Source organism: Oceanobacillus sp. FSL K6-0127 (assembly GCF_037983385.1).
Lineage (GTDB): Bacteria > Bacillota > Bacilli > Bacillales > Amphibacillaceae > Oceanobacillus > Oceanobacillus profundus.
On record NZ_CP150287.1, the window covers coordinates 1444634 to 1468279 of the forward strand.

General features: G+C 34.6%; 25 protein-coding genes and 1 pseudogene. 7 read left to right on the plus strand and 19 right to left on the minus strand.

Annotated features, from left to right (window positions below; translation table 11 throughout):
* Positions 1-140: 140 nt before the first annotated feature.
* Genes MHH64_RS07190 through MHH64_RS07205 form a run of 4 tightly spaced genes read left to right on the plus strand, consistent with a single transcriptional unit; the run spans position 141 to position 1430 of the window.
* Positions 141-356, plus strand: coding sequence for a DUF5946 family protein (locus MHH64_RS07190; protein WP_340002944.1), 216 nt, complete (start codon positions 141-143; stop codon positions 354-356).
* Between the two features lie 34 nt (positions 357-390).
* Positions 391-573, plus strand: a complete 183-nt coding sequence (locus tag MHH64_RS07195) for a hypothetical protein (RefSeq protein WP_230199317.1) — start codon at positions 391-393, stop codon at positions 571-573.
* Between the two features lie 9 nt (positions 574-582).
* A complete protein-coding gene (locus tag MHH64_RS07200; protein WP_340003264.1) occupies positions 583-1170 on the plus strand; it encodes a GrpB family protein in 588 nt (195 codons plus the stop codon).
* Positions 1167-1430, plus strand: coding sequence for a hypothetical protein (locus tag MHH64_RS07205; RefSeq protein ID WP_340002945.1), 264 nt, complete (start codon positions 1167-1169; stop codon positions 1428-1430). Before MHH64_RS07200 ends, MHH64_RS07205 begins: the two co-directional genes overlap by 4 nt.
* Before the next feature lie 309 nt (positions 1431-1739).
* Here MHH64_RS07205 and MHH64_RS07210 read toward each other — a convergent pair whose 3' ends face one another.
* Together MHH64_RS07210 and MHH64_RS07215 are read right to left on the minus strand one after the other, a co-directional pair.
* Positions 1740-2342, minus strand: coding sequence for a hypothetical protein (locus MHH64_RS07210; protein WP_340002947.1), 603 nt, complete (start codon positions 2340-2342; stop codon positions 1740-1742).
* A gap of 323 nt (positions 2343-2665) precedes the next feature.
* Positions 2666-2787 (minus strand): annotated as a pseudogene (locus MHH64_RS07215) (helix-turn-helix domain-containing protein); the annotation flags it as partial.
* A gap of 216 nt (positions 2788-3003) precedes the next feature.
* Here MHH64_RS07215 and MHH64_RS07220 point away from each other — a divergent pair.
* Positions 3004-3216, plus strand: a complete 213-nt coding sequence (locus tag MHH64_RS07220) for a hypothetical protein (protein ID WP_340002948.1) — start codon at positions 3004-3006, stop codon at positions 3214-3216.
* On the opposite strand, the gene MHH64_RS07225 is transcribed toward MHH64_RS07220, so the two are convergent.
* Positions 3185-3937, minus strand: a complete 753-nt coding sequence (locus tag MHH64_RS07225) for an alpha/beta hydrolase (RefSeq protein WP_340002949.1) — start codon at positions 3935-3937, stop codon at positions 3185-3187. The genes MHH64_RS07220 and MHH64_RS07225 overlap by 32 nt on opposite strands.
* Positions 3938-4259: 322 nt before the next feature.
* On the opposite strand from MHH64_RS07225, the gene MHH64_RS07230 reads away from it, so the two are divergent.
* Both MHH64_RS07230 and MHH64_RS07235 read left to right on the plus strand, forming a co-directional pair.
* Positions 4260-4763 carry a TetR/AcrR family transcriptional regulator gene (locus tag MHH64_RS07230; RefSeq protein ID WP_340002950.1) on the plus strand — a complete coding sequence of 168 codons (504 nt, stop codon included), beginning with the start codon at positions 4260-4262 and terminating at the stop codon, positions 4761-4763.
* 266 nt (positions 4764-5029) lie between these two features.
* Positions 5030-5281 (plus strand): hypothetical protein, encoded by a 252-nt coding sequence (locus tag MHH64_RS07235; protein WP_340002951.1) that lies wholly within the window; start codon positions 5030-5032, stop codon positions 5279-5281.
* Between the two features lie 261 nt (positions 5282-5542).
* Here the strand turns inward: MHH64_RS07235 and MHH64_RS07240 are convergent, their stop codons facing one another.
* The 16 genes from MHH64_RS07240 to MHH64_RS07315 form a co-directional block, all read right to left on the minus strand.
* Positions 5543-6454 (minus strand): conjugal transfer protein, encoded by a 912-nt coding sequence (locus MHH64_RS07240; protein WP_340002952.1) that lies wholly within the window; start codon positions 6452-6454, stop codon positions 5543-5545.
* Positions 6455-6469: 15 nt separating this feature from the next.
* Positions 6470-7483 carry a bifunctional lytic transglycosylase/C40 family peptidase gene (locus tag MHH64_RS07245; protein ID WP_340003265.1) on the minus strand — a complete coding sequence of 338 codons (1014 nt, stop codon included), beginning with the start codon at positions 7481-7483 and terminating at the stop codon, positions 6470-6472.
* Between the two features lie 8 nt (positions 7484-7491).
* Positions 7492-9591, minus strand: coding sequence for a YtxH domain-containing protein (locus MHH64_RS07250; RefSeq protein ID WP_340002953.1), 2100 nt, complete (start codon positions 9589-9591; stop codon positions 7492-7494).
* 4 nt (positions 9592-9595) lie between these two features.
* A complete protein-coding gene (locus MHH64_RS07255; RefSeq protein WP_340002954.1) occupies positions 9596-12049 on the minus strand; it encodes an ATP-binding protein in 2454 nt (817 codons plus the stop codon).
* Complete coding sequence (locus tag MHH64_RS07260) at positions 12033-12425, minus strand: conjugal transfer protein (protein WP_340002955.1); 393 nt, start codon at positions 12423-12425, stop codon at positions 12033-12035. Before MHH64_RS07260 ends, MHH64_RS07255 begins: the two co-directional genes overlap by 17 nt.
* 69 nt (positions 12426-12494) lie before the next feature.
* Positions 12495-12995, minus strand: a complete 501-nt coding sequence (locus MHH64_RS07265) for an antirestriction protein ArdA (RefSeq protein WP_340002956.1) — start codon at positions 12993-12995, stop codon at positions 12495-12497.
* 78 nt (positions 12996-13073) lie between these two features.
* Positions 13074-13667 carry a hypothetical protein gene (locus tag MHH64_RS07270; RefSeq protein WP_340002957.1) on the minus strand — a complete coding sequence of 198 codons (594 nt, stop codon included), beginning with the start codon at positions 13665-13667 and terminating at the stop codon, positions 13074-13076.
* 33 nt (positions 13668-13700) lie between these two features.
* Positions 13701-13922: a hypothetical protein gene (locus tag MHH64_RS07275; protein ID WP_235762202.1), complete on the minus strand. Its 222-nt coding sequence runs from the start codon at positions 13920-13922 to the stop codon at positions 13701-13703.
* Between the two features lie 129 nt (positions 13923-14051).
* Complete coding sequence (gene mobT / locus MHH64_RS07280) at positions 14052-15236, minus strand: MobT family relaxase (protein ID WP_340002958.1); 1185 nt, start codon at positions 15234-15236, stop codon at positions 14052-14054.
* A gap of 226 nt (positions 15237-15462) precedes the next feature.
* The gene (locus MHH64_RS07285; RefSeq protein ID WP_340002959.1) at positions 15463-16803 is read right to left on the minus strand and encodes an FtsK/SpoIIIE domain-containing protein; all 1341 of its coding nucleotides are present in this window, start codon (positions 16801-16803) and stop codon (positions 15463-15465) included.
* Positions 16803-17183, minus strand: a complete 381-nt coding sequence (locus MHH64_RS07290) for a YdcP family protein (RefSeq protein WP_340002960.1) — start codon at positions 17181-17183, stop codon at positions 16803-16805. Before MHH64_RS07290 ends, MHH64_RS07285 begins: the two co-directional genes overlap by 1 nt.
* A gap of 12 nt (positions 17184-17195) precedes the next feature.
* On the minus strand, positions 17196-17510 hold the full coding sequence (locus tag MHH64_RS07295; protein WP_095312475.1) for a YdcP family protein: 315 nt from the start codon (positions 17508-17510) through the stop codon (positions 17196-17198).
* A 100-nt stretch (positions 17511-17610) separates the two neighbouring features.
* The gene (locus MHH64_RS07300; protein ID WP_340002962.1) at positions 17611-17796 is read right to left on the minus strand and encodes a hypothetical protein; all 186 of its coding nucleotides are present in this window, start codon (positions 17794-17796) and stop codon (positions 17611-17613) included.
* A gap of 78 nt (positions 17797-17874) precedes the next feature.
* A complete protein-coding gene (locus MHH64_RS07305; protein WP_340002963.1) occupies positions 17875-18954 on the minus strand; it encodes a DNA cytosine methyltransferase in 1080 nt (359 codons plus the stop codon).
* 508 nt (positions 18955-19462) lie between these two features.
* Positions 19463-21292, minus strand: a complete 1830-nt coding sequence (locus MHH64_RS07310; RefSeq protein WP_340002964.1) for an ATP-dependent helicase — start codon at positions 21290-21292, stop codon at positions 19463-19465.
* The gene (locus MHH64_RS07315) at positions 21292-23301 is read right to left on the minus strand and encodes an AAA family ATPase (RefSeq protein WP_340002965.1); all 2010 of its coding nucleotides are present in this window, start codon (positions 23299-23301) and stop codon (positions 21292-21294) included. The genes MHH64_RS07310 and MHH64_RS07315 overlap by 1 nt, the downstream gene beginning before the upstream one ends.
* Positions 23302-23646 lie beyond the last annotated feature (345 nt).

The window sequence follows — 23646 nt, forward strand, 5'->3', positions numbered from 1 at the left end:
GGAAAATAGTGTGGAATAAATGTATGTTGAATGATGGTTGCTAAATTAAAGGAGGAGTATTCTTTAATAGGTTAAATAAATACGAATAAGCAACGTAAAAAAATTGGTAACAGAACAAAGCCAAAGAAAGGAGGATTCCCTTGATTGATACAATCATGAAGGATGGCTTTTGTATAGAGTGTGGAGCGAAAGAAGAGGATGGTTTATCTTGTTGGGAGCAACTTGGGTATCTTCTGGCTTGGGAACAGAACAATCCTAAACTTTATGCTCTTCATTTCTGGACAGTTTCAAGATACATGTTACAGCATCCTTCCAACTTTAGAAGGATGTGCTCTAACAAAAAAATTATTCCGTGATGCTTGCGATTACAATTGGGAAACTCCTTATATTTTGAAAAAGAATAGAGAAGTTACTACTAATAAAACATTTAAAATTGTTAATCCTATCCCTGTTGCAGAAAAAGTTAGAGTTCTAACAAAATGGGATATGACGGTAAACGATGTGTATGCTGCGGGTGAAAAGAATGCAATTGAAAAGGGAGCTTCGGTTGAATCGAAATGGAGGGAGATTTAATTGACTTTGATGCACGATAATTTAAAATCTAAAAATGAAGAAAAACTTCAAGAAGTAATGGTTGGAGAGCTAAAACCTCACAATGCACAAATTACACTCCTTGACTATGATCCGAAATGGCCGAAGTTATTTGACCGAGAGGCTAAAAGAATTTATTCCATACTTGGTAAAAAGGTACTTCAGTTGGAGCACGTTGGATCAACTTCAGTGCCAGGTTTATGTGCTAAGCCAATTATTGATATTCTATTGGTTGTGAAGGATTCTGCTGACGAAAGTGCTTATGTTCCTGACTTGGAGGAAGCTGGCTACACTTTACGTATTCGAGAACCAGATTGGTTTCAACACCGACTTTTTAAAGGTCCCGATACAGATATTAATTTACACGTATTTAGTAAAGGCTCATCTGAAATCGACCGAATGTTGCGATTTCGTAATTGGCTAAGAATTAACCATTCCGATCGAGATAAGTATGCAAGCGTAAAGTGTAACTTAGCTCACCGTAAATGGAAACACGTCCAAGACTATGCGGATGCAAAAGCTTCAATAGTACAGGAAATTATGAGGAGGGCAAACGCAGTCGATGAGAAGAAGGGGTGAAATTTACAAATTCCTTATGGGAAAGCCTTATAACCATTGATAGATTAATGATAAGAAACAATTGGAATACATTCATTCACTGTTTATGCGAGAACTCTTTTTTAGGACATGATGATAAACAAGTGGCAGGGCAGCGATATTCAAGAATTGGGAAAACAGAGCTTGCAGATGGCTTTGTCGCTTTACCAGGTGGACCAGGAACATTAGAATGTCACTTTAGGAGATATATTGCACACCATTTAAACGCTATTTTGCATTAAGTAAATATAAAAGCCTAATTTCTCAACATTAAAATTGAGAAATTAGGCTCATAGAAGGACATTAAACCCTTTCGATCATGATGCATAATGTCCCAGTTTTTTCTAAACTTCATATTCCTCTTTGCTCTGGTTAAATAAACAAATAATAATTTACTCTAGAAGTTTTAGGTGACTGATTATTCACAAAGTAGCCTGTTTTTTGAACTAAGATCAATAATTAGGACTGTGAGTTTGTGATACCATCCAAACACAGAAATGTTGAATGGTTGTTTTAAGATTCCCTTTTTTTCGTGGACATTACCGTTTTTCTCATCTAACTCGATAAGATGAGACTTGGTCGTTCCAAGAAGTAGTACCAGACATTCCCCAAGAAGTTAAATTGGTGGTAAAGTATTTGTTTGGATAACTTACAAGAGTTAAATAACGACCACCATAATAACGATTTTGATAGAGCCTAATCCAAGAACCAGGAGCTACAGATACAGCAGATATTCTGTTATCCCATGCAGTACTCAGAGAAGTGACCTGAGTTCCAGGATACGCAATTAATGATCTTCCATATCCATGACCCGAAGTATGTTCATATAAATAAGTTGGTCTTGCCATTATACCTATTGACTGACTAGATAATCCCTCTGTAACTTTTTGATGATATGCTTCATATTTTTCTGGAGTTGAGAAGCCATGTACCTTTTCTCCTTGATCAGTTGCTTCAACTACCATTCCAACAATTTTTTTATGTTTACCTGGTGTATATTTTATTCCATCTACTGTGTCAACTTTTAGATCCTGATCTGGATTCGATGTTAAACTAGCTGCATTTGTTCTACCTTCAAAACTAAAAACTAAAGAGAAAAATCCTACTAGGGCTATTAAAGCTAAAGACAGATTACGTATCATTTTTCTTTTCATCAAAGTTCCTCCTCTTAAATTAAAAGTCAATCTATTGTAGTGCAACTTTTTTCAAAACGGTTAAACTTTATTTTAAATCCACAACACGATATTCTTTAACTTTTTCCGCTTGAACCTCACCTTCCTTTTTGTAATAATATGACTTAATTTTCACCTCCTTAATAATTGACTGACTTTTCTGGCAATATATGATATTTACATAGACCTGCACCTACTTGTCCCATGTTTTTAAAAGTGATTTCAACATATGAATGGCATGTTTCTGCTTTTTAGGATCCAACGGTTTCTGCCATCGAAGTTGCCCTTCTAATAAAAGCATCATTTTCGATTAGTTGTTCCTTCGATGTAAAGTGGTTTTGTATAACGTCATAGTAGCTACATTTGCTTCCTCAATAATTTTCTTTATTCCAACAGCATGAAAACCGTGATAGTTTCGAGCATTCATAAACACTCCTTATTAATAGGAAATCCTTTAATCTCTTTTAATGTATAAAAAAGAAACAGTGGTACCACTGGCTCTAGTCATGCTGCTTGAGAATAGCCATTACTTTTGTCATTTAATTTCTCACCAACTGATATAAAGACGTGAAGGTGTCATAAGTTATCAATATTCTTTAGGTGGAGACAGCCCCATGGATTCATTGACTGGAACAGGGGTAACATGGCACTCTATTTTATTGAGTATGATAAAAATTTTAAAAACTTCAATGAAGAAAATATAAAAATCATAGATATACTAAATGAAAATACAGAATCAGGTGAATGGAAAACCTTAGATTTTGCTAGTTTTGGCGCAAGTGGTTTAGAATTATTTGTCTATGGTGATAAGATGTCATTTCTGATTACCATTCTGGTAACCTCAAAAAAAGACTGATATGGTCGGAAACTTCCTTAGGGTGGGTCAAAGTGATGATGTGATTAGCACCAGGTATACGCACAAAGTTAATATTGGGAACTTCCTTATATAATTGTGCGATTTTAAAGAGATCTCCTGAGTCCTTCTCGCCTATGATAAAAAGTGTCTTCGTTTTAATTTCTCCCAATCTTTCCATCGCTGAATTGGAGGAAACAGTTTCGAATGTTTTCCAATCAAAAGTTTTTTGAATATTGTGTATCATCATTTCGCGCAATAAATCGTATGCTTTTCCAAAAGAAACGCTCCAGGAAGGCTCGCTTAATATTATATTAGTCATTTTCTCAACATCTGGTGCAGCTTTAGAAACTCGGCTCTCTAATTCCGCATGTTCGGAAGAAAATTTAAACCCCGACAGGCCTGGAGCGACCAATACCAGTTGAGACACCCTTTTTGGATAGGTCAGAGTAAAATCAGTTGCAATTTGTCCACCTAGGGAATGTCCAACGAGGGTACCTTTCTTAATTTTAAGATGATCCAAGAGTTTTCTAAGATCCTTAACATAATCAATGGGTTCATTCGGAACAGGTGACTTCCCTGCACCCCGGACATCAAGAGTGATTACTTTGAACGACTTTGAAAGATGTGGTGTGATGAATTCCCAGTCACGTGAATCCATAGCTCCACTATGAAGTAGTATAACTGGCTTTCCTCTTCCTTTAATTTCGTAATGAAGATCCATCTATTTCAATCTCCTTTCCCTGAAAAAAGTAGGCATTGCCCATGACTATCTTCGTTTCATTTCTAAGATTCCTTTTCTTATCTCCCAAACTGTTTACAAAACCATTTAATAAATTTGTTCGGTTAAAAAGGAAGTTTAATGTACCATTACAAATGATTTAATTGCTCAAGAAGGTCCTATTTCACCACTTTTATAATGCCCATCCGCTTTAATGTTCCAATAAGTGATTTCAAGAATTTAAACATCCCCCCTTATTTATTTCACACACTGTGATGAAATGATAATAACACAGTGTGCGAAATAAAAGCAAGAGGTGATTTGAATGCCGAAAATAGTTGATCATGATCACAAAAGAAAAATGATTGCTGAAACAGCTTGGAAAATTATTGAAACGGAAGGCATTGAAAAAGCATCTATCCGAAGAATTGCATCTGAAGCTGGAATGTCTACCAGAGCACTTAGACATTATTTCTCAAACAAGATGAATTACTATTATTTATTATGGAATATTTTCTTGCTCATGAGAAAGAACGGTCGGCGGGTCAAAAAAACCTCTTATTGCGGTATAAGCGTTGTTAGAATTAGTTACTGTGGAAATCGGGATAAACAAACTGAACCTTACGTTTGGCTAGTTTTCGCCATTCGCCCACTTACAAGTAGCTTTGAACACAAAAAAGATGAACTAACTGAAGGTGAATATATTTTAATGAAGGCACTGCTTGAAACATTGATAAAAGCAAGCTATGTAAATAAAGACATAAATATTAAAATAGAAAAATTAAAGCTTTCGGCCGCATTGAAGTTTTATCCATACATGCTCTATTAAGACCGGATATATTCTTGAAAAAACGGAACGAATTATTACTCACTACTTAAATGAACTTTGAAAACCAATAATATATTAAGTTAATCACTTGTTTTCTAAATAAACCCTGTGGAACCACTCAACAATGAAAAGAAGTAGGATCCCACTATAAAATCCGAAGAGCTAATCAAAATTAAATTGATTTTAGAAGTAAGAAATTAGTAAATGACTAACAAGGGGCTTCATCCGAATATTGAAAGATACACTTATAAGAAAAAGGATTTAAGTTGATATTTAAAATATGCTTTCCAGTGGCAAATGAGGAAAAAAAGAGTAGTAGCTTTATCGAAAAGGCAGACATTTCCGGATGTGAAAAAGGACATACCGCTAACGATGAAACAACAGTCGCAATAAGCATTAAAAACTTTCTTGTCATAAGAACTGAAGGGGAGACATATGCCCTTGAAGACAAAGCTGGTAATAACCTACTCTACTTTTGTGTTGTAGGTGACATCGATAGAAAAAATATACGAAAATAAATCTGAGTTTATTGAAAGCATCTTATTTGATTAACGGTTAATATAAGTAAGCGTACTTTGAATTATTCTTGCCGTTGAATTAATAAGCTAAAAATTTCAACACCCTAATCCAAACACTAAATTGCACATTTTTTCAAAAAGAGTTAACCCGTTTTGATCAATCTTTTTTCAAAACGGGTTCTTCTAATTTAACTATGGGTCTGCGAGTTGTCTTTGATAAAATCTTTATTCTAAAGCTACAGTAAATGAGCTAATTTATTTTTACTCGACAATCATCCAATTAGTATCTTTTTCTAACGTGAGTATATATTGCGAAAACTGTATGGCCTTTGTTGTTTCATCAATATATTTAACAGTAACCCATACTTTTATTTGATGATCTACTGCCTGGAATACTGGATGGACTAGCTCTGAAAATAAAAAATTCTTACCAATCGATGGTAATGCATTATTTTTCACATAATAAGCAAGTTCTTTATCCGTGGCAGTGGGGTAAAACGTAAAAAATGTCTCCAAAAACTCTGTCACTTCCTGCACAATATCGGAATCAACTGTACCATTACTTTCATGTTGTTGTGGCTCATAATCTGATTTATTCGGTATGCTCCAAAAGGTAGGGTTTTGTATAATAACTAAGTTTCCTGCATTATCTTTATGAAGTAAGATTCGATAGGAGGAACGAATCCTTTGGCTATTTTTATCTTCTGTAATCTTTTGATCTACTGAATATACAACTCCATAGGTATTATCACTTTCTGGTGATACTGACCAGATATCAATATTACTCACACTGGAACTAGTAGGTATATCTGCTCTTACTGTATCAGTATTTAGGGCTTGCAATTCCTCTGTTAGATAAAGACTTAATTTTTCTTCTCTTCGTTCAATAGACTCTTTATTATTTTGCCATGTATAGTAATCTTTCACAAAGTTTTTCGTAAAGCTTTCAATTGCACTTGTGTCCACAAGCTTTGTTTCAATGACTTCTTTTTCATGAACGGTATGCTGATCAATTGCCGTAAAGTTCTTATAAATCGCAAAGACAAGGCTACTGATTAATATAATCCACAAAATCGTGACGGATTTCTTACGTGTGCCAACACTTTTTACTTTGATTTTCGGTGACTTTGTTTCCACTGTTTGTTTTTCTTTTTTTCTAAATATGTTTTTCATCTTTTCCAACCCTTCCTATTGTTTAATTCGGCCAGCTCCAATTAGATGTTTTTGCCAGTAAGCAGTTGTTAAGTCTGCATAGCCTATTGGATCACCTGCGTTATACATTTGGTTATCTCCAAGATAGATACCGACATGAGTAACATACGTTCCAGAGTTATACGTTGAATGGAAAAACACTAAATCACCCGGTTTTGCTTCCGATAAAGGTATATGTTCTGTAAAGTCATATTGTTGCTGTGCTGTTCTAGGTAAATTAATTCCAGCCTTTTGATAACTCCATTGTGTCAGTCCACTACAATCAAATGAAGTGCTTGGGTTATCCCCACCAAATACATAAGGATAGCCTTCGTACTTCAATGCTTCATCCATAACTATTTGCACAAGGTCACCATCAAATTGTGGGGAGTGAAAGTATTGATTGACTAGATAGACATAAAACATATTGCCATACAGGTATCGCCAACCCCCATTCTTTTTTATGGCAATCGGATTGGAATAGGAAGTTTTACTTCCACTTGAATGTTTTTTCGCAAAACTTTGTGCTAAGTCAAAACTATATTTTTTTCCTCTTTGTGCAACATAATCAATAAACCCACCGCCATAGTTATAAGCCTGTATGACCGTATTTCCATCTACCCCTCTAGATTCTGCGGATTGAATTAAGTCTGTAAAGTATCTTACCCCTTGTTGGATAGATGCTTCCGTATCTAATGAATTTGGCGGTAACCCCAATGACTCGCTCGATTGCATCACATCTTTTAATCTCCCACCACTTTCCACTTCCATAATTGCGAGCAACGTTGACACATATTCACTAACACCATATTCTTTCGCATATTTTTCTACCATTGGCCGGTGCTTTAATACGTCTGCTGACACAGAAACACTTCCACCGCCATCCATGTCAGAGTAATTTCCTCCTGAGGAATCATCTTCATTAGAAATGAAAAGTGCCACAAAAACCAACAATCCAAAAAGGAGTAGAAAGCCTACTCCATACGTAATGAGCATTATTTTTAATCGCATGACTTTCATTATCGTTCCCTCCTATTCGTAGGCACGGAACGTTTTTGAAGCTGTCTTTTCTTCAACACTTTGATTGGTTTACCTACATGCTTTATGACTTTTCGTATTTCTTGCTTATTTTCCATTTGAGGACGTTCTTTAGAAGTTGTTCTTTTTCTTTGTACCTGCGACTGTTCAATTTGATTATGCATCACTTGTTCGTTTGATAATGTCTTTTGTTGCTGTATAATTCTCCCTACAATCAGTTCTCTTTGAGTAACTGGTCGTGTATGACTAGATTGATCACGAGAAGGTGTACGTTTTTTATCCAATGCCCGTCTTTTATCTGCAATTGTTTGACGATGCTTCATTGAACGTTCTTTTGTTGTTTTTTTTCTTTGTTCCTTCGCTTGCAATACACCTTCTTTAAAGTCGTGAACAGGCTTTTTCAACTGTTCTCTTCCTTGCATGACCGCATATTTAGTACTTGTTGGTAGGTCAACCAATTGTTCTTTTCGGTGTTTGACATTTGCCCGAATCTGATTTTTTGCACCAAGTACTTTCCCCGTTACTTGACCAAATTTCTGACTTAATGAAGTTGGCTTCGCCTGTTCATTCATTTTTTCCCGATTCTTTTTAGGAAATGAAGCGAGCCGTTGTAATGGACGAAGGGGGGATGAACTCCCTTTTGTTTTTTTAGATTGACCAACTAATGCACCAGCCGTCGCTCCAGCAGTTGTACCTGCAAGTGTACGTGTAATATTACGTTGTAAGCGGCGACCACCACGATTAAACATGCGATAAGGACGACGCATCACTTTACGACCAACGTTTTGTGAGTCATTGCTTTGTAAGCTAAACATACTCATGATGTCACCAAGTTTCATGTAAATGCCCGCAAACGTGACAATCTGCAAGAAGGCAATTAAGAAAAATGGATAACTCGTTGTTAAGCTGTACAACATGGAGGAAATACTAAAAGCAACAGTAATGATTAACGTGATACCGGCACGAAGCATAATCACATTAAACAACTTCATAATCGCTTGTTTCCCCATGTTTTCAAAAGTTGGAATCATGGATAATAGAAAACTAATAGGTAAAAACATCGCATAAACAATAAATAGAATTTGCGAGAAAATCATAATACCCGATAATAAAAACACGAAAATGGATATTCCAATATTAAATAGAAATAAAAAGAAGACCATGCCTAAACGTGTCGTGGTCTTCGTAATCGTTAAATTTTTATTGTCATGATCTTCAATTTCTGCTTTCACCGCATTCTCACGATCTTTTCCGTTATTGGCATCTGGACTAATGGAAATCAATGTATCAACACGATCTTCGCCAATCGTTTCTTTATCCGAATCATCGAATTGCAAGAGCATCCAAGGCTGCTCGACTTGAATAGAAAAGAGATTATCCCGTATCATATCCACACTATCTTTTCCTTGACTAGTAGAGCTAGGCATTAAGATTTTTGTGCCTAAATCTAAACTTGCTTGACTAATGTCTGCTGAAAAGTCATTAATTTTTGTAATGTATGTTGGTGCGTAAGCGATAAAGGAAGCAGACAAAATAAACACGACCAAAAAGTTCAGAATAGCTCGAATCGCTTTCGTTGTTTCTCGTTTCATTAATCCTGTATAGGCTACGTAAATCCCAATGACTAAAATAAATAGAAGCAAGAACCCAACATAAAATCCTAAACTACTAAAACCACTTGCTGTAATCCCGGCTAATGTTTGCATGTTTTTCCCGATGGCATCCGCTGTTTGTGAAATAAAATCGAGTGAATAGGCTTGTTGAATTAAATAGCCTGTCGCATTAGACAAATACAAACTTATAATCCAGATAAAATTGGTAATCGTGTAGAGCCCATACATGACTTGTTTCCCAATTCCATCATTCCAGTTCCACGGTAGCCAATCCCAACCTGTATCCACATAAAAATCGAGTTGATAATGGTCAAGAGCATATTTAGAATACAAATTATCTTCTGATACCGTATCATCGACTAATCCCGCAGCTTGCGCAAAAGTACCAAGTAATAGAAGACATAGGAAAACGGCAGCACTAATCAGCACTACCGTTAAAATTATCTTTTTTAGTTTTTGTTTGTTCACATTGTCACCTCGTTTCCTTTTCATTTACAGGTGGCCGAGTATCGAATGCATCAAATAAATCTTCAAAAACAGGATGGACTTGAATAATCCCAACACGTCCATATAAATCTTGAATCAAACATTGCCCGTTTTCTAGTTCACGAAGTCGCCTTTGATTGCCTTCATCTTCTTTATCGACGCCAAAAAACTCCAATGTCTTTTTAATTTCATTAATATCCCTAGAACGAAAGGCAAACTTCACACCGATATTGTTTTTTATTTTCTCATCCGTTAAATCATCTGCATTTTGCGTTACAAAATATACACCGGCATTCATGGCACGTCCAGCTCTTACTAGTTTGTTAGACAGTGTTTTCCCTTGTGCGACTTGCAGGAAGGACCAGGCTTCATCTAAATCTACAATTTTAAATACACTTCGGTCAGAATGGATAAAGTCTAATGCAAAGGTAGAAATAACAATTAGCATCGCAACACTAAGTAATTCCATTGTTGTGTATTCCTCAAAACTCGTTTCCGCATCGGGTAATACCAAATCAGCGACTTGAATGATATTAAATTGTTTCTCTAAACTAATCGAATTTTTCACCGTTCCATCTGAAAACAGAAGGTGAGCGAAATCATAATCGGTAAAACTTTCAATATGATCTGCGATAGGACGTGCCAATGGATTAGGATCACTTCTTAATTCATGAATCACAAGAAGTAACCCACGTTCTTCCTGTTGACCAACGGCCCGAATCGCACGTCGTAATACAGGGAATTTCTCACCATCCCGACTAGAGATACCTGTAAGAAAGGTAAGAATATCAATCGCAAGGCTTTCTGAATCCTTTTTCTTTTTCATAATGACAAAAGGATCAAGTAGTCCTTTGTTCGAATCATCGCTTGTTAAATTAACTATATTTATTTCATGTGCTATTTCAGGCAATATTTCTTTCCAGTTGCCACGTTCTGCCTTTGGATCAACGATAAGAGCTTGTCCGCCATAAAGAACAGCATAATATACGAGTAGGTTATTTGAGAATGATTTCCCACCACCAAGTGAGCCTAAGAAAGCAGAAGCCAAGGCATTTGTGACCGAACCTTTCACACCTTGACTGGCTAAGCTAGGATTGAGATATACATTTCTTCCTGTATCTAAGTTGTAACCAAAATAAATTCCTTCTGTTTCTCCCAGCATCTGTGTTGCACCAAACCCAAGTCCCGCTAAAAAGTCGGATGTAACATATTGAATATAATCATTCATATACCGTTTGCTAGCGGGAATAAATTCACTGTGTAAACCAATCATATCGCCAAATGGGCGAACAAGTTTCACATTTAAATCGTCATAAAAATCTTTCACTTCATTACACCGTTGTTTCAGTTCATCTAAAGTAGAAGCAGATACGCGAATGACATAACTTAACTTATACATCGATTCTTTACTTTGATCAAGTACATCTTCTAATTCATTCACCTGTTCCAACGCTTCTAACACATTGCTTCCTGTTTCATTGTTGGATTCCCACGCATGATTATCTAAATCTTTTAATTCCTTTTTCTTATTTCGTACGGTTGATAATGCTTTTTTATTGGTCACGATTTCCACATTCATGGATGTATCTATGGGGAAAGTGAATTGTTGTTGTTGATAATAAAAGATTTCATCCGATGGAAACTCCAAATCTCCAACAATCGAATTAATCGTAAAATAAGCAACATATATTGTTTGTTCTTCTTGTTCAATTTTTAAATAACGCTGATTTTCTTCTATTAAACAACGTGTAGGTTTAATAATGTCATATCGCTTCACTAAAGTTTTATGCTTTAATTTTTTTAAAGGAAGCACGTAGTCATATTTCTCATAAGCAATATCTGATTGACCATGAAGATGTTCGATTAAATACCCAAAATCATTTTTCTCTAAAGGTCGAATTTTGAAACGTCTTGAAATTTTGTTTTGCAGCAAAGACTCCATTTTAGAGAAGCGTCTCATTTCATCATGAGGCATCGAAACAAAATCATCCATCAAATGATGGTTCACATCACGAACAAAAGAAGAAAGTGAATTTGTAATCGATTTTCCCATCGATTTCATGGTGACTTCTTCTTCATTCAAAAGCAGTTTAAAACCAATAAAGAAACGATAGTCTACTTGATGTTCCCCAATCATCGAAACAAGCGCTTCGGTTTGATCATCAATTCGTGCATAAGCAACGTCTTTTAACCTCCCAGTAACTAAATCCTTACTACGTTCTTGGACAGAACGAATACTACTAGCTGTACTAATTTGTAAGGCATGAATTTTTCCATCTTGATTTTGTGCAATCAATTGGCGAAAGTGATCATGCACTTGAATTTTTTCATCTGGTGACAAAAAAGAATAGTTGTAGGGAAGCAATTCATAATAAGCAAAACATTCGCCATCATGATTGAAGACAAGATTATTTTCTATATATTTAATCGGATAACGCATGCAGTTCACTCCTCACAGCAGTAATATTTTCTTTCATTTTCACTTGTTGTAATTTGATTGGTTTCCCTGCATAAGTTAATTTAGGGCGCGAAAAGTAAGTGATGACGGATTTCAGAAAGCTATATGGATTTTTGCCATCAAATGTTTTTTGACTCATAAACCATGTTAAGCCAACAGGAATTCCCACATATTTTAATAACGCTCCATTAATAAATGAGAGTGGTGGGAGATTCCCAAGTAACATGACAAGCAGAAGCGAAAGTATAAACCACGACATTTGATTAAAGGTAACGGGGAAGGGTAAACGAAAATCATTAATCGCATAAATGACTTTTTCAACCGACCAAATACGGGTATAACTTTTTAATTTTTTCATAAGTTCTCCTTTCAAGAAAAAAACAGCCTGCATATTATACACAGACTGTTTTTGCATTTTTATATTTACTTATCCAACATATTCAAATACACCATGTGACGTAACGAGAAAACTCCCGTTTATTTCTAAATCTCTTCCAAGTGCTTGATAATCGATATAATTCTGTAAATTAGTAGGTACCTCACCAAGCATACCCGTTTCTTCAACATAGTAACGAGCCACATCTTCCATATCTTCACAATCTGTATAACAGATAATATCATCTTGATTCTCTAGCAATTCTTCTAAGCTATCAAACCAGTAGCTTTGAATTTCAGATAGTTCATGATAAATTGGTGAGCCTTCTAATTCTTCAACCATCGAACATAACCGATTGATTTCAGAAATGGGGGTGTATTCACCAATCTCAAATGGTAATTCGTAATCATGTATGGCATATTCTTCATATTCACTATTTAATCCAATACGTTCTTTGACATCTTCCATATCGATTGGTGGTGTAAACCCATCGCCAACCAATTCGCCCTCATTGTATTTCCCTAAATTGGCGATATAAACTTGCATGTCCATTGATTTTTCACACCCTTTCAATTAAATTAGACATAAAAAAAGCCTTCTTTTAAAAAGAAGGTCGCCTTGCTCAAACTATTATAAATTAATATTATGTTCACTTAAAATCATTGTTAATTCACGTCTTTCTTCTGGCTTCGCTGTTCTAACTAGGGTTAGATTGTTGTTTTGTACTTTTCGAAGTACTTCAATGGATATATCCGCCCTATGACTCAAATTAATAAGTGTATTTTCTGTCATTCTTATCCTTCTAACTGTTTTCCAAAAAGGTAAATCAATATTACCCTTTTTAAATTTAAGTGTATTAGTAAATATTTTGTCTTTTGAATAATAATTAATATGAGGATTATCCTGCAAAATATGAGTTTCCATATTTCTATAAAAATCATCTAACTTCCCATCTTGTAAAATTTTGCTTAATATCTCAAATGGCATTTTTGGTAAAAATTCTTTATTCAACCCTTTATTAAGAATATTTAGTGGTGTAAAATAAAACACTTTATCCGCTACCAATATCAAACTCAACGACATACTTTTCTTATCAAAATAATCAAAATAAAGGTTCACATTCACCCCATTGTAAACATAATGGAATTTTAAACAATGCTCAGGCTTCTTATTAGATATTCCTTGATAAATTCTTATTAATTTCTCTTTCGCTGGATTGTCCATATAAACCCTCCCTAACTTACTATAATTGTAACATTAAATACCAATAATTCTATTAAACAGATTCAATAAAACATCTTTTACACCACTTGCATTAAAGACTAATCCCACCGCAATTAATGCCACAATCAAAAATCCAATCAGTTTAGAAAACTCACGTTTAAAGCCTAAATAAATACCAATTACCACGATTGCCATTAATACCAACGATTGTGCATTACTTAAAAACCAGTTGTACAAATTCTGCCCAAAGTTCATCTTACATTTCTCCTTCCACGTTCTAATATTTTGTCACTTGACGCAAACATTCGATAAACCATAAAACGATATCACCTAGGATTGTAATAAAAATGTATTTTAATAGTTTCATGGAAGTCATCCAATCTATCATTTAATGACATCCTCTGTTTCAAGTGCCTGTTGCATCAATAATTGTTGATGACGTTTGGTTAATTTCGCTTGATCTAACATATCTTTAATCACGGTCGTTTGATTGATTTCATCTAGTTTAGTTGCCAGTTTCCAAGTAGGAGCGACTTGTCGAGCCAACCATCTAAGTGTTTTATCAAATGTGTAAGGTTCAGGTTTTGTTGTTAAATAAATTTTTCTATTTTCACCTAAATCTAAAAAACGCTGCCACTCCGCATTCATTGGCCAACTACTTCGACGTTTTTTCTCGTCTTTATCGACAAATCGAATATACCGATTAATAATAGAAAAAGCAGTTCGTCCCGCATCTTCATACGTCATTAGATCAACAACCGCATGGTACGCACGATCATTTTTTAATCGAATTTCAAAACGATTTTTAATGTCTGTATCTTCAAGTGATGCACCATGTTTTACATACTGTTCGTAATCTTTTTCATACACACAAAAATACACATCACTTTTCAAGGAACCAATATATAACGTATTTCCCATATCCCGTTTTTCTTCTCCATGAACCAATTCGCCAGAACGATAACTTTTAAAGCTACGAAACACAGAAATACATTCTTCATTTCTACATTTGTTCGTCAAAAATGGAATATCCAATATACCTGTCTTATCATTGATCGCAAGATCAACTCGTTTAAATACACCATTCACACGGAACACATCCATAAAGAAATCAAACCATGTTCGTTGTTGAGCTAGTAGAAAATTTTCAAATTGCCGACATCCTTTTCCTTTCAGTTCAAGTAAACAACCTTTATCTTCATCTGGCGAAACCATGACGACAATATCACCAAAAACATATTGTTCCATGTAAGAATAAAACGCATAGTCTTCATGGATCATGTACTCCATTTTCAACCGTAAGATTTCTTCAATAACTGGCTTTGGGTTCGTTGTTAAAAAGCGTATTCGCACGTAATCAAATAAGATTTCCAAAGGAGCTTCTGGATTAAATTGTTGTAATACATCGAACATCGCCTGTTGTAACGTTTGAGTCGGTGTCATTTTTCCTGTTTCAATCTCACTAATATATTGCCTTGAAATTCCTACATGTACCGCTAATTTATTTTGCGACACGCCATATGCCAATCGTTTTTCTTTTAATTGATGATACCAAGGCATCTCATTCATATGCATTCCTCCCAACAGAAAAAAGATGTCAACTAAAGGATAAAAGCTGACATCTTCGTAATATGACCTGAACCCTTGATGCGCAAGGGTTTTCAGACTTTTGAAACAGTTTATTATTGTTTTTCTACCCCCCTGTTAGAAACGGGGGGTAAAGCGTGGCTGTCGCCACGCAGGCTTTGCCCAGCACAGCGGCTTACGCTTCGCACGCCGCCGCACTGGGCAGCCTTTATGGAGCTATTTTCTCTATCTCTTTTAAAAAGTCATGATTCTTTGGCACAAGTGGTGTGTAAAATTCGGTAATGACATTATCCCCTTTATCGACATACCCACGTCCTTTGATCTGTTTAAGGAAAAATTGTTTTTGGACGTCACTCCCGAACATCATGCCATACCCTAGTTCGGACATTCTTCCTAAAGCAACCCGAAAATTAAATTGATCACGAATTCCATCGCCTAAATATTTTGCATCTGGCCGCTGACAAGCAAGAATAAGAAAGAATCCAGCTTGACGCCCTAACATGACAATCTGTTTTAGTTTCGTTAATACAGCTGTACTTTCTTTAGACGCAAGCATTTCCATAAAAGCTACGTATTCGTCAAACACTAGAAAATGAGGAGCTAGGCCCAAATAAGCATAGTTTTCCCCTGTTTTATATCCATGCATTTGTTTCATTTCTTCACTTCGAGCCATCATTTCTTCATAAAATTGGTCAATACATGCCATCATGTCATCCTTTTTATAATAGACATTAGACATAACCGTATTTAGATCTGCTAAATCTGCATTTTTCGGATCTAAAATATATAGCTTTGCATTGGTTTTTAACAGTGCTTCAATCAACGTAAGAATAAAGTATGTCTTGCCGCCACCTGTTCCTCCAGCAATCAACATATGTGGCAGCTGATCATACTCCCAATCCATTGCCTTCATGAGCTTTAAGCTACCGTTTTGCGCAATAACTTCATCAATCGAAATACGGTTCGCAATCATATCATAAAAAAGAACGTATTCTACATAGGAATCATGTAATTCTTTTGATACCAATTCACAGTAGAGACCACTTTCTAATTTCTTTTCTAAATTTAACAATGGCTCTTGATATTTGCCAAGTGTTATTTCTACTTGAATATGAATCATACCTTTTTCATATCGATAATACATCTTTGGAAAATGACTGATTTTTTCCTTCGCCTTATTAGATGTGACATCTTTGAAAAATCCTTCATTCGTCACTTGTTTTGTTTCATACCACTGATTGTCTAAAATCATCTTTGCGAGCTTTTGACGATGCATCAACTGTTTTAGATGGTTGTAACGATACCGATAATAAACAAAAGCACAAATTGCCACCATGACCAAACTAATCATTAGTGACATTAATCCATACCTACTCACAAAGTGAGTTTGAAATGGATCAACTTCCCATGTTGTCGAAAGCAAAAATTTCACATGAAAAGGGATAAAGAAAACGAGCCATACACCAAACAATCCAAAGAAGATAAATTGAAAAAAGAGAGAGGCGTCACTTGGTCGAATTCGCTTCCCTCTTTTTCGGTAAAATTTCATTATTTATCTTTGGGTGGAGTGGGTTTTTGAGTGTTAGTGCCTGGCGACGCTGTTTTCCCCTTTAAAACCAAGTCATCTGCCTTGATATACCAATCCACATCCGCACCACGAAAAGTTGCATTTGCGACTGTATCTGCGACAGGATTAATCAGTTCCACTTCCGCATTATAATCAAAATCTTTTAATGGAACAGAAGCAGGGATACTCACTTGAATCATGCGTCCTTGTTCACGAGACTTTAAATCATAGGTACGTTCCTTTACTTCTGTTGATACTGTCCCATCTTCATTTTGTAAAAACACTTCACGGCGTAATGACGAAAATTTTAATAATCCGAATGTCTTTTCTTTATCAATCACAATTCCTTCTGCTAATCTCATGCTTTTTCCTCCTTATGCTTTGACCATGTCGTCAGCATGTAAAATGTATTTTGTGAATCCACGATCACCAATTTTATAGCCTTCTGCGGTAATTTTTGCATTGACTAACTTTACTTTTTCTTCATGTTCAAAGAATTTCTCTCCAGCTTCTTGTGGCAAGATTACCTCAATATCATCTGCCCGTTGAATATCTGAATACAGATTGTAGCTACGTGATAATGTTGTCATGCGCCCATTAATACGACGTTGTTCCACCTTACCTTCACCAGCATATTCTAAATTTCCAAACGTTTTTTCCATATTTGGAATTACATGTTTTAACTCCATTATATAAACCTCTCTTCTTGTTTTAATTTTTTTTTTTATAAGTAAGCAAGGGGAGAAGGGAGGGGAACGGGAAAAATACTTTTTCATTTGTCAATCACTCCTATGCTTCTTGTAGTCGATAATCCACACGTCCATAAATTACACACCAAAAAACAATCATCGTTTCTTCATTTTTATCACGTATCAATTTTCCATGAGGAAAAAACGGAAAGTCTTCAATCTCTATCTTATTCAAAATAAAATGATCGCTAATCCAATCCATCACTTTTACTTCATTTTCTTCCACATAAATCACACACCACCTTATTTTGGGCAATAAAAAAAGCATGACAGATAGAATTTGTCATACGTTAGTTTTAATTATCTATAAAACTTCAGCAATACCAGCCATAATATATTCCGCACATGGTACAGCAATCGCATTTCCAATTGCCTTATATCTAGCATAATCACTAATCGCTTCACCTTTGTTTCCTAAAGCTGTCCAGCCCTCTGGTAAACCCATTAAACGTTCGCATTCTAATGGCGTAAGTTGTCGAATATAGCCTTCTTTTTCTTTCCCTTCATACCAGAAAGAAAAGTTATTGACTGATCCCGCTAACAAAGTAGGGAAGGGATCGTTTGTTTTTCCGAAACTTCCATGAAATCCTTTTTTGTTTCTTTCTTTGGCTGTACTTCGCATGCGTCTTTCTTGAAAGGGTCGGATGATGGGTATTTTCCCCCCTGCTTTTTGAGTAGATATTCTACTGGTAATGGGGGAGAACAGCCTGCTCTCTCTGCAAGACGTAAAAACCGATTGCAAATCGCGGGCTTTAAATAGTATTTCTGTGGCACGTGTTCCTCCAAAATCTGCCACGAGGAAGATACGTCTTCTTCTTTGAGCGAGTGTGGGCTTTCCCCAATATTGGGCATCCAACAATCGCCAAGCGATATCAACATCATTCCCTCGGACCATTCCAGCGTTTGCCCAGACTCCAGAAGTAGGCATTGGAATTTCGGTATTTGTGAACGATTCAAGCACGGCCTTAAAATCCAGCCTGTTATTTGATGAAAAAGCTCCCATGACGTTTTCCCAAACAGCGATAACTGGATATGTTCCATTCGTTGCACACCTCATTTCTTCTATAATTCGTATTGCATGATAAAATAAACTGGATTGACTTCCAGTAAGACCTTCTCGTTTACCAATATTGGATAGGTTCTGACAAGGAGAACCAAATGTAATGATATGAACAGGTGGAATTTCCCCACCATTTACTTTAGTAATATCTCCAAAATGAATCATGTTAGGAAAGTGTCGTTTTGTAATAGATATAGGTGCTTTTTCAATCTCACTTGCCCATGTTGGACTAATTCCAAAACGGGAAGCAGAGAGGGGGAAGACACCGATTCCATCAAAAAGGCTACCAATTTTTAAATTTGTGTTATAATTCTTTTTATTCATTTCATATTTCACCTCCAATATAACAACAAAAAACGCCATCTATAGGTGAATTTAAATGACATTAAATGTAAATGTTGAAATGGTAAAAGGGGGAGTAGGCGCCCTTGTGTTTTTAACTATTAATAATTAAATTTTCAAATAAAAAAAAGACGCTTCAGTTGAAACGTCTCTTGTTTTAAATATCAAATTTTTAGAAGTTTTTACTGGCATTATAAGGATTGATTTTTCTGAAAAACTTTAAAATAAATAGATTCTATATATTATACGTAATATCGTAAAGTAGAATAAGTTGTGAGTAGCTTTACAAAATGATATTAACACCGTTTAGAGCTTTGATTTATCGTTATTCTATAAAAGGTAATTTATTAATCCTTGCAAAAAAAATCTAAAATAGGCTAGTTTTGAATAGTAAAAATGTGAAAGTAAAAGGATGTGAATCAATGCTTACTCTTATTTTAAAGACAAGAGAATGATGAGTAACTTCTCTCATTTAAAAGTATATTTTGTTCTAAAAGTGTTTTTCAGCAACAACATTACTTTCAATCAATACTTCGTAAAAAGGCATTATCATTTTTTTAGAGCAATCTTGATCATTTCTTATATATGAGTATGTGCAAAACAGCCTTTCTTTTGCTCGGGATATAGCTACAAAAAATGTAGCAGTTGTTTCTCTAGGATCAACTTTATAAGACCAGAAAGCTGAATCATCTAATCCAACAAGAAAGACAGTATTATACTCCAATCCTTTGCTTTTATGAATCGTCATAATGGGAACAGATTTCTTTCCCTCAAAATAATCAATAGCTAAATTCCAATTTTTAGACTGTAAAAAGTAATCAAACAAAGAATCTAGAATTTTTTCTACTAATGATTCAAAGTAAACAATATTTCCATATTCCGGGAATATTGATCTAAAATTTTCAACTCCATAAAATGCAATGATTGACTGAAAAACATTATTTAAGTCTGCAATATCTTTCACCAATCTAAGTTGTTTCACCGTTTTTTTCAAAAAGTCTTTAGTCTCGTCAATTATATCTTCTGTTTGTTTCGAATTAACATAACGTGTTTCGCCTAAAAACATCATTTTTGTATTAATGACATCTAACCATGAATCAGCATCCCTTAAGTTGAGACAAGCTCTTAACGTACTTATTATAATTCGAGTAATTTTTTCCGTAAGCAAGTCTTGATAAAACGATTCATCTCTGGCAAGGATGTTGTAGCGTTCAAGAACGGGCACTAAAATTTCAGCATAGTCCTGCGATAATTGCTTTACTAAAATACATATATCTGAAGGTTCAATACCCGAATTTAAGAGTTCCTTAATTCTTTCCGCTATCTTTGTTGCTTCTATAAGTTCATTTTTAAAATACCATATTTCTGCTTGACCATCATCATCTGTCCATGCATCATTAGGAATAGGAGCAAAATTTTCATCACTTAAGTAAAAATTAAGACCTTCTTGAATTGCTAATAATTTTGGCGCAGAACGATGATTCATAAACAAAGTAAATGATGACCCATTATAGTCTTCAATAAATTTTAAAAACGAATTTTCCATTGCTCCTGCCCATGTCATAATCTTTTGACGGTCATCTCCAACAGCAGTTATTAGTGATTCCGAATCATTAAAGCAAACATTAAACAATTCATATTGTAGGTATGTTGTATCTTGAAATTCATCTAAAAAAATATACTCATAAGTTTTTCTTAAGGCATTTAAAATATACGGGTTACATTTTAAAAGTAGAATAACTAACCTAGAAATCATTTTAAACGTTAAATAGGATTTCCCTTGGTTATTTCCTTTTAACATTTTTCCCCAAACTTCAATCAATTGATTGTTTTCAATTGGTAAACTCTCAGAAATAAGTTGATTTTCCTTTAAATATTTCTGTTTTTTAGTGGTTAAATTTACTCCGATTTCAGCGAAGGCTTGTGTTAGACCATTTAAATTAGTGTCAACTTCATAATCTCCATTTGGTCTCCATTCAGCAGGCAGAGCAAAAAGAAAACGGTCTAAAATATTTTTAGCAAAAGAGTCAAATGTCATTGAAACAAAGAGATGTTCTTTATTTTTAGGCACTCTTTTTTCCACTCTTTCCGCTAAGTTTTCTGCTGCATCTTTTTTAAAACTAACTGCTAAAATTTTTTGTGGATCAGAACAAATACCTGTCGTTAATAGATAATTGGCTTTTTGTGCTAATAATTCAGTTTTTCCCGCCCCGGGCCCAGCAACTATGAGTATATTATTTAAATCTTTTATTGACAGAAGTGCATTCTCCTCCAAGGTTAAGCCATCTGTAGGTTGCCACAAGCTTATTGGACTCAACATTATTCACCTCCCAATTTTTGTTGGGCCTTTTCTGCTATTCGTTTAAATATTTCTGGAATATCTTCTTGAGTTTCTATATTTTGAAGTGCAAGAATATGAGTAACTGGCTTTCCACGACTTAAAAAGAAATAGTCATACCAAATCATTAATTCTCTTTGTTTCTGAGTAAAAGAACTTCCATCCCCACCATTTTCCTTCAAAGTGTTGGAAACAGATTTATTTATACGATCAAAATAAAGTTGGTCTTTCTTCTGATCAGGAGTTAACTCATTTATTTTTAAATTTTTTGAATCAATAGACAAAACAGGGCCCTCTTGCTTGTTCAAAGTTGACACATATGCGTTTTTATAAGTCTCTAGCATCAAAAAGTCTATATCAATAGGAGAAGAAAAATAAATGTCATGCGTTTCTAGAAAATTAATCCACGCTTGCAATTCCTTATTATTAATTTCTCTTTTATGCATACATTCTAGTCGGTCTTTTATTTCTGCACCATTTTTCAATTTTTTCTCTCCGATATTCGAACCTATTTTTATTTTTTCTTCAATAGCATATTTTATACGACCCCATCCACCGCCATACCTTTCTCTATCCAAATCTAGTAATGTAATAAAGGGAATCTCTAATGAGTTTAATAATCTCCAGAAGTGATTAACGTGCCTACCACCTAACGGAACAATTGATATTCCTTCATAATCAAGATTAGGATAATATTTTGATAGAAAATGAGATAATAATATTTCTTCACTATCCCCTTCACCTAAAATTATAAGTGATGAAAAATAAAGCTCAGGATATTTTTTTACTGCCTCTTTAACAAACTTATGTGCTTCATCAGCTTTATTAGGTAATAAAACTTTATTTACTATACTTGAATCAAGATTAATATCTAATCGAACATGTCTGATTAGTTCAGGATCGACTCTCTTTATAACAGCAGGACTGTGTGAGGTAAACAATACTTGAGAATTTAAATTTTCAGAAACGCTTACTAAGTTTTTCAAAACGTTTCCCAACAAATGTGGACTAACATGATTTTCTGGTTCTTCAACAAGTAAAAGAGTAATTGCAGGAGGATTACTATTCAGTATTCTTTTATCCACATCAATCTTTTTCTCAACATCTTCTATACCTTTTTGTTCTATTTTTAAAAATGAGTCAATTAAAGATAAATAAAATAGTGATTGTAAACCATCTCCTAATTCATTAACTTTGTATGATTTGTGATGGGGAGCCGGTGAAAACTCCACCTCTAACTTCTTTAAAATTTGCTCTAAATTCGTGCTGCCAAACTTTAGAGTTGCATTACTAAAACGATTGCTATTATGGTACGCTTTCCATTGTTTAGAAATTGTTTTTTCTAATAAATTAATCCCAGCTTGCGTGCTAATAGTAGTATCTAACTCATCAATCTTATCTGTTATTGTTACTTTATCAGCTTCTTTCCAATTTATTTGATTTAGCAACCTCCATAAAATTGTCCCTGAAGCATTTTTTAGCTGTTCATAAGGGTTTCGAAAAGCTGGAATATAAATTACATCTATTTTAGATTTATCATGGATTGACATTGGCTTTAGCTCACGCTCAGTATCTTTAAAAATAACGTAAGAAAGAGTAGTTTCTATCAAACCATCGGGAGTATTCCCGGGCTTCCAATTTGCATCGAATCTAATTAAGATAAAGGGTGATTCCCCTTCATTTTCCACAGTGAAACTTTCAAAAAAGTTAGGGATACTGTAATTGTCTGAACCATCCTCTGTATTATAAAATTCAAATTTCGCTTCAAAATAAAGGGATGCTTCTTCATTTATACCTGTTGATTCAGGTGATTCGTGAAAATCATCTTTTTTTATACGTACATTACCAAACATACAATTCAATGCGTTTAAGATAGTACTTTTTCCTGCACTATTATGTCCAATAAAAGCTGTAAAACTATCAAGTGAAATAACTTCGGGATCTTCTCCAAAACTTCGGTAATTTGATATAGTAAGTTCTGTTAATTTCATTTTAATCTCCTATCCATACCCTTTACCCTCATTATAGCTCATTGGTGGAATTTTCATAATTTATTATAACCGTACTCTTAAGGTTCTGATGAATAAGGAGTACTTACTAAAAAAGAAGTTGCCAAAAATCACAAAGTTAAAGATAATATAGGTTATCAAGAACAGATAATAATATCAGTCCCGTAAGTGCTAGGGGAATATCCTTTTCTTCTTTATAGAAAACTACAATTTTAAAAAAGATGTTTAAACATCTGTATAGCAAAATGACTATACTCATTTTTAATGTAAGGAAATATATCTTTAAAAAAGAGAAGGGAGGAAATTTGAAAGTTTTATATTTTTATT

Coding starts and splice junctions, on each gene's coding strand:
- MHH64_RS07295 (WP_095312475.1), bottom strand. CDS start 17,510: ATGGAGTTAAAACATGTAATTCCAAATATGGAAAAAACGTTTGGAAAT.
- MHH64_RS07275 (WP_235762202.1), bottom strand. CDS start 13,922: ATGAACTTTGGGCAGAATTTGTACAACTGGTTTTTAAGTAATGCACAA.
- MHH64_RS07315 (WP_340002965.1), bottom strand. CDS start 23,301: ATGAAATTAACAGAACTTACTATATCAAATTACCGAAGTTTTGGAGAA.
- MHH64_RS07305 (WP_340002963.1), bottom strand. CDS start 18,954: ATGAATAAAAAGAATTATAACACAAATTTAAAAATTGGTAGCCTTTTT.
- MHH64_RS07310 (WP_340002964.1), bottom strand. CDS start 21,292: ATGTTGAGTCCAATAAGCTTGTGGCAACCTACAGATGGCTTAACCTTG.
- MHH64_RS07240 (WP_340002952.1), bottom strand. CDS start 6,454: ATGAAAAACATATTTAGAAAAAAAGAAAAACAAACAGTGGAAACAAAG.
- MHH64_RS07290 (WP_340002960.1), bottom strand. CDS start 17,183: ATGAGATTAGCAGAAGGAATTGTGATTGATAAAGAAAAGACATTCGGA.
- MHH64_RS07245 (WP_340003265.1), bottom strand. CDS start 7,483: ATGCGATTAAAAATAATGCTCATTACGTATGGAGTAGGCTTTCTACTC.
- MHH64_RS07230 (WP_340002950.1), top strand. CDS start 4,260: ATGCCGAAAATAGTTGATCATGATCACAAAAGAAAAATGATTGCTGAA.
- mobT (WP_340002958.1), bottom strand. CDS start 15,236: ATGAATGAGATGCCTTGGTATCATCAATTAAAAGAAAAACGATTGGCA.
- MHH64_RS07260 (WP_340002955.1), bottom strand. CDS start 12,425: ATGAAAAAATTAAAAAGTTATACCCGTATTTGGTCGGTTGAAAAAGTC.
- MHH64_RS07200 (WP_340003264.1), top strand. CDS start 583: ATGCACGATAATTTAAAATCTAAAAATGAAGAAAAACTTCAAGAAGTA.
- MHH64_RS07210 (WP_340002947.1), bottom strand. CDS start 2,342: ATGAAAAGAAAAATGATACGTAATCTGTCTTTAGCTTTAATAGCCCTA.
- MHH64_RS07285 (WP_340002959.1), bottom strand. CDS start 16,803: ATGAAATTTTACCGAAAAAGAGGGAAGCGAATTCGACCAAGTGACGCC.
- MHH64_RS07220 (WP_340002948.1), top strand. CDS start 3,004: ATGGCACTCTATTTTATTGAGTATGATAAAAATTTTAAAAACTTCAAT.
- MHH64_RS07270 (WP_340002957.1), bottom strand. CDS start 13,667: ATGGACAATCCAGCGAAAGAGAAATTAATAAGAATTTATCAAGGAATA.
- MHH64_RS07265 (WP_340002956.1), bottom strand. CDS start 12,995: ATGGACATGCAAGTTTATATCGCCAATTTAGGGAAATACAATGAGGGC.
- MHH64_RS07225 (WP_340002949.1), bottom strand. CDS start 3,937: ATGGATCTTCATTACGAAATTAAAGGAAGAGGAAAGCCAGTTATACTA.
- MHH64_RS07255 (WP_340002954.1), bottom strand. CDS start 12,049: ATGCGTTATCCGATTAAATATATAGAAAATAATCTTGTCTTCAATCAT.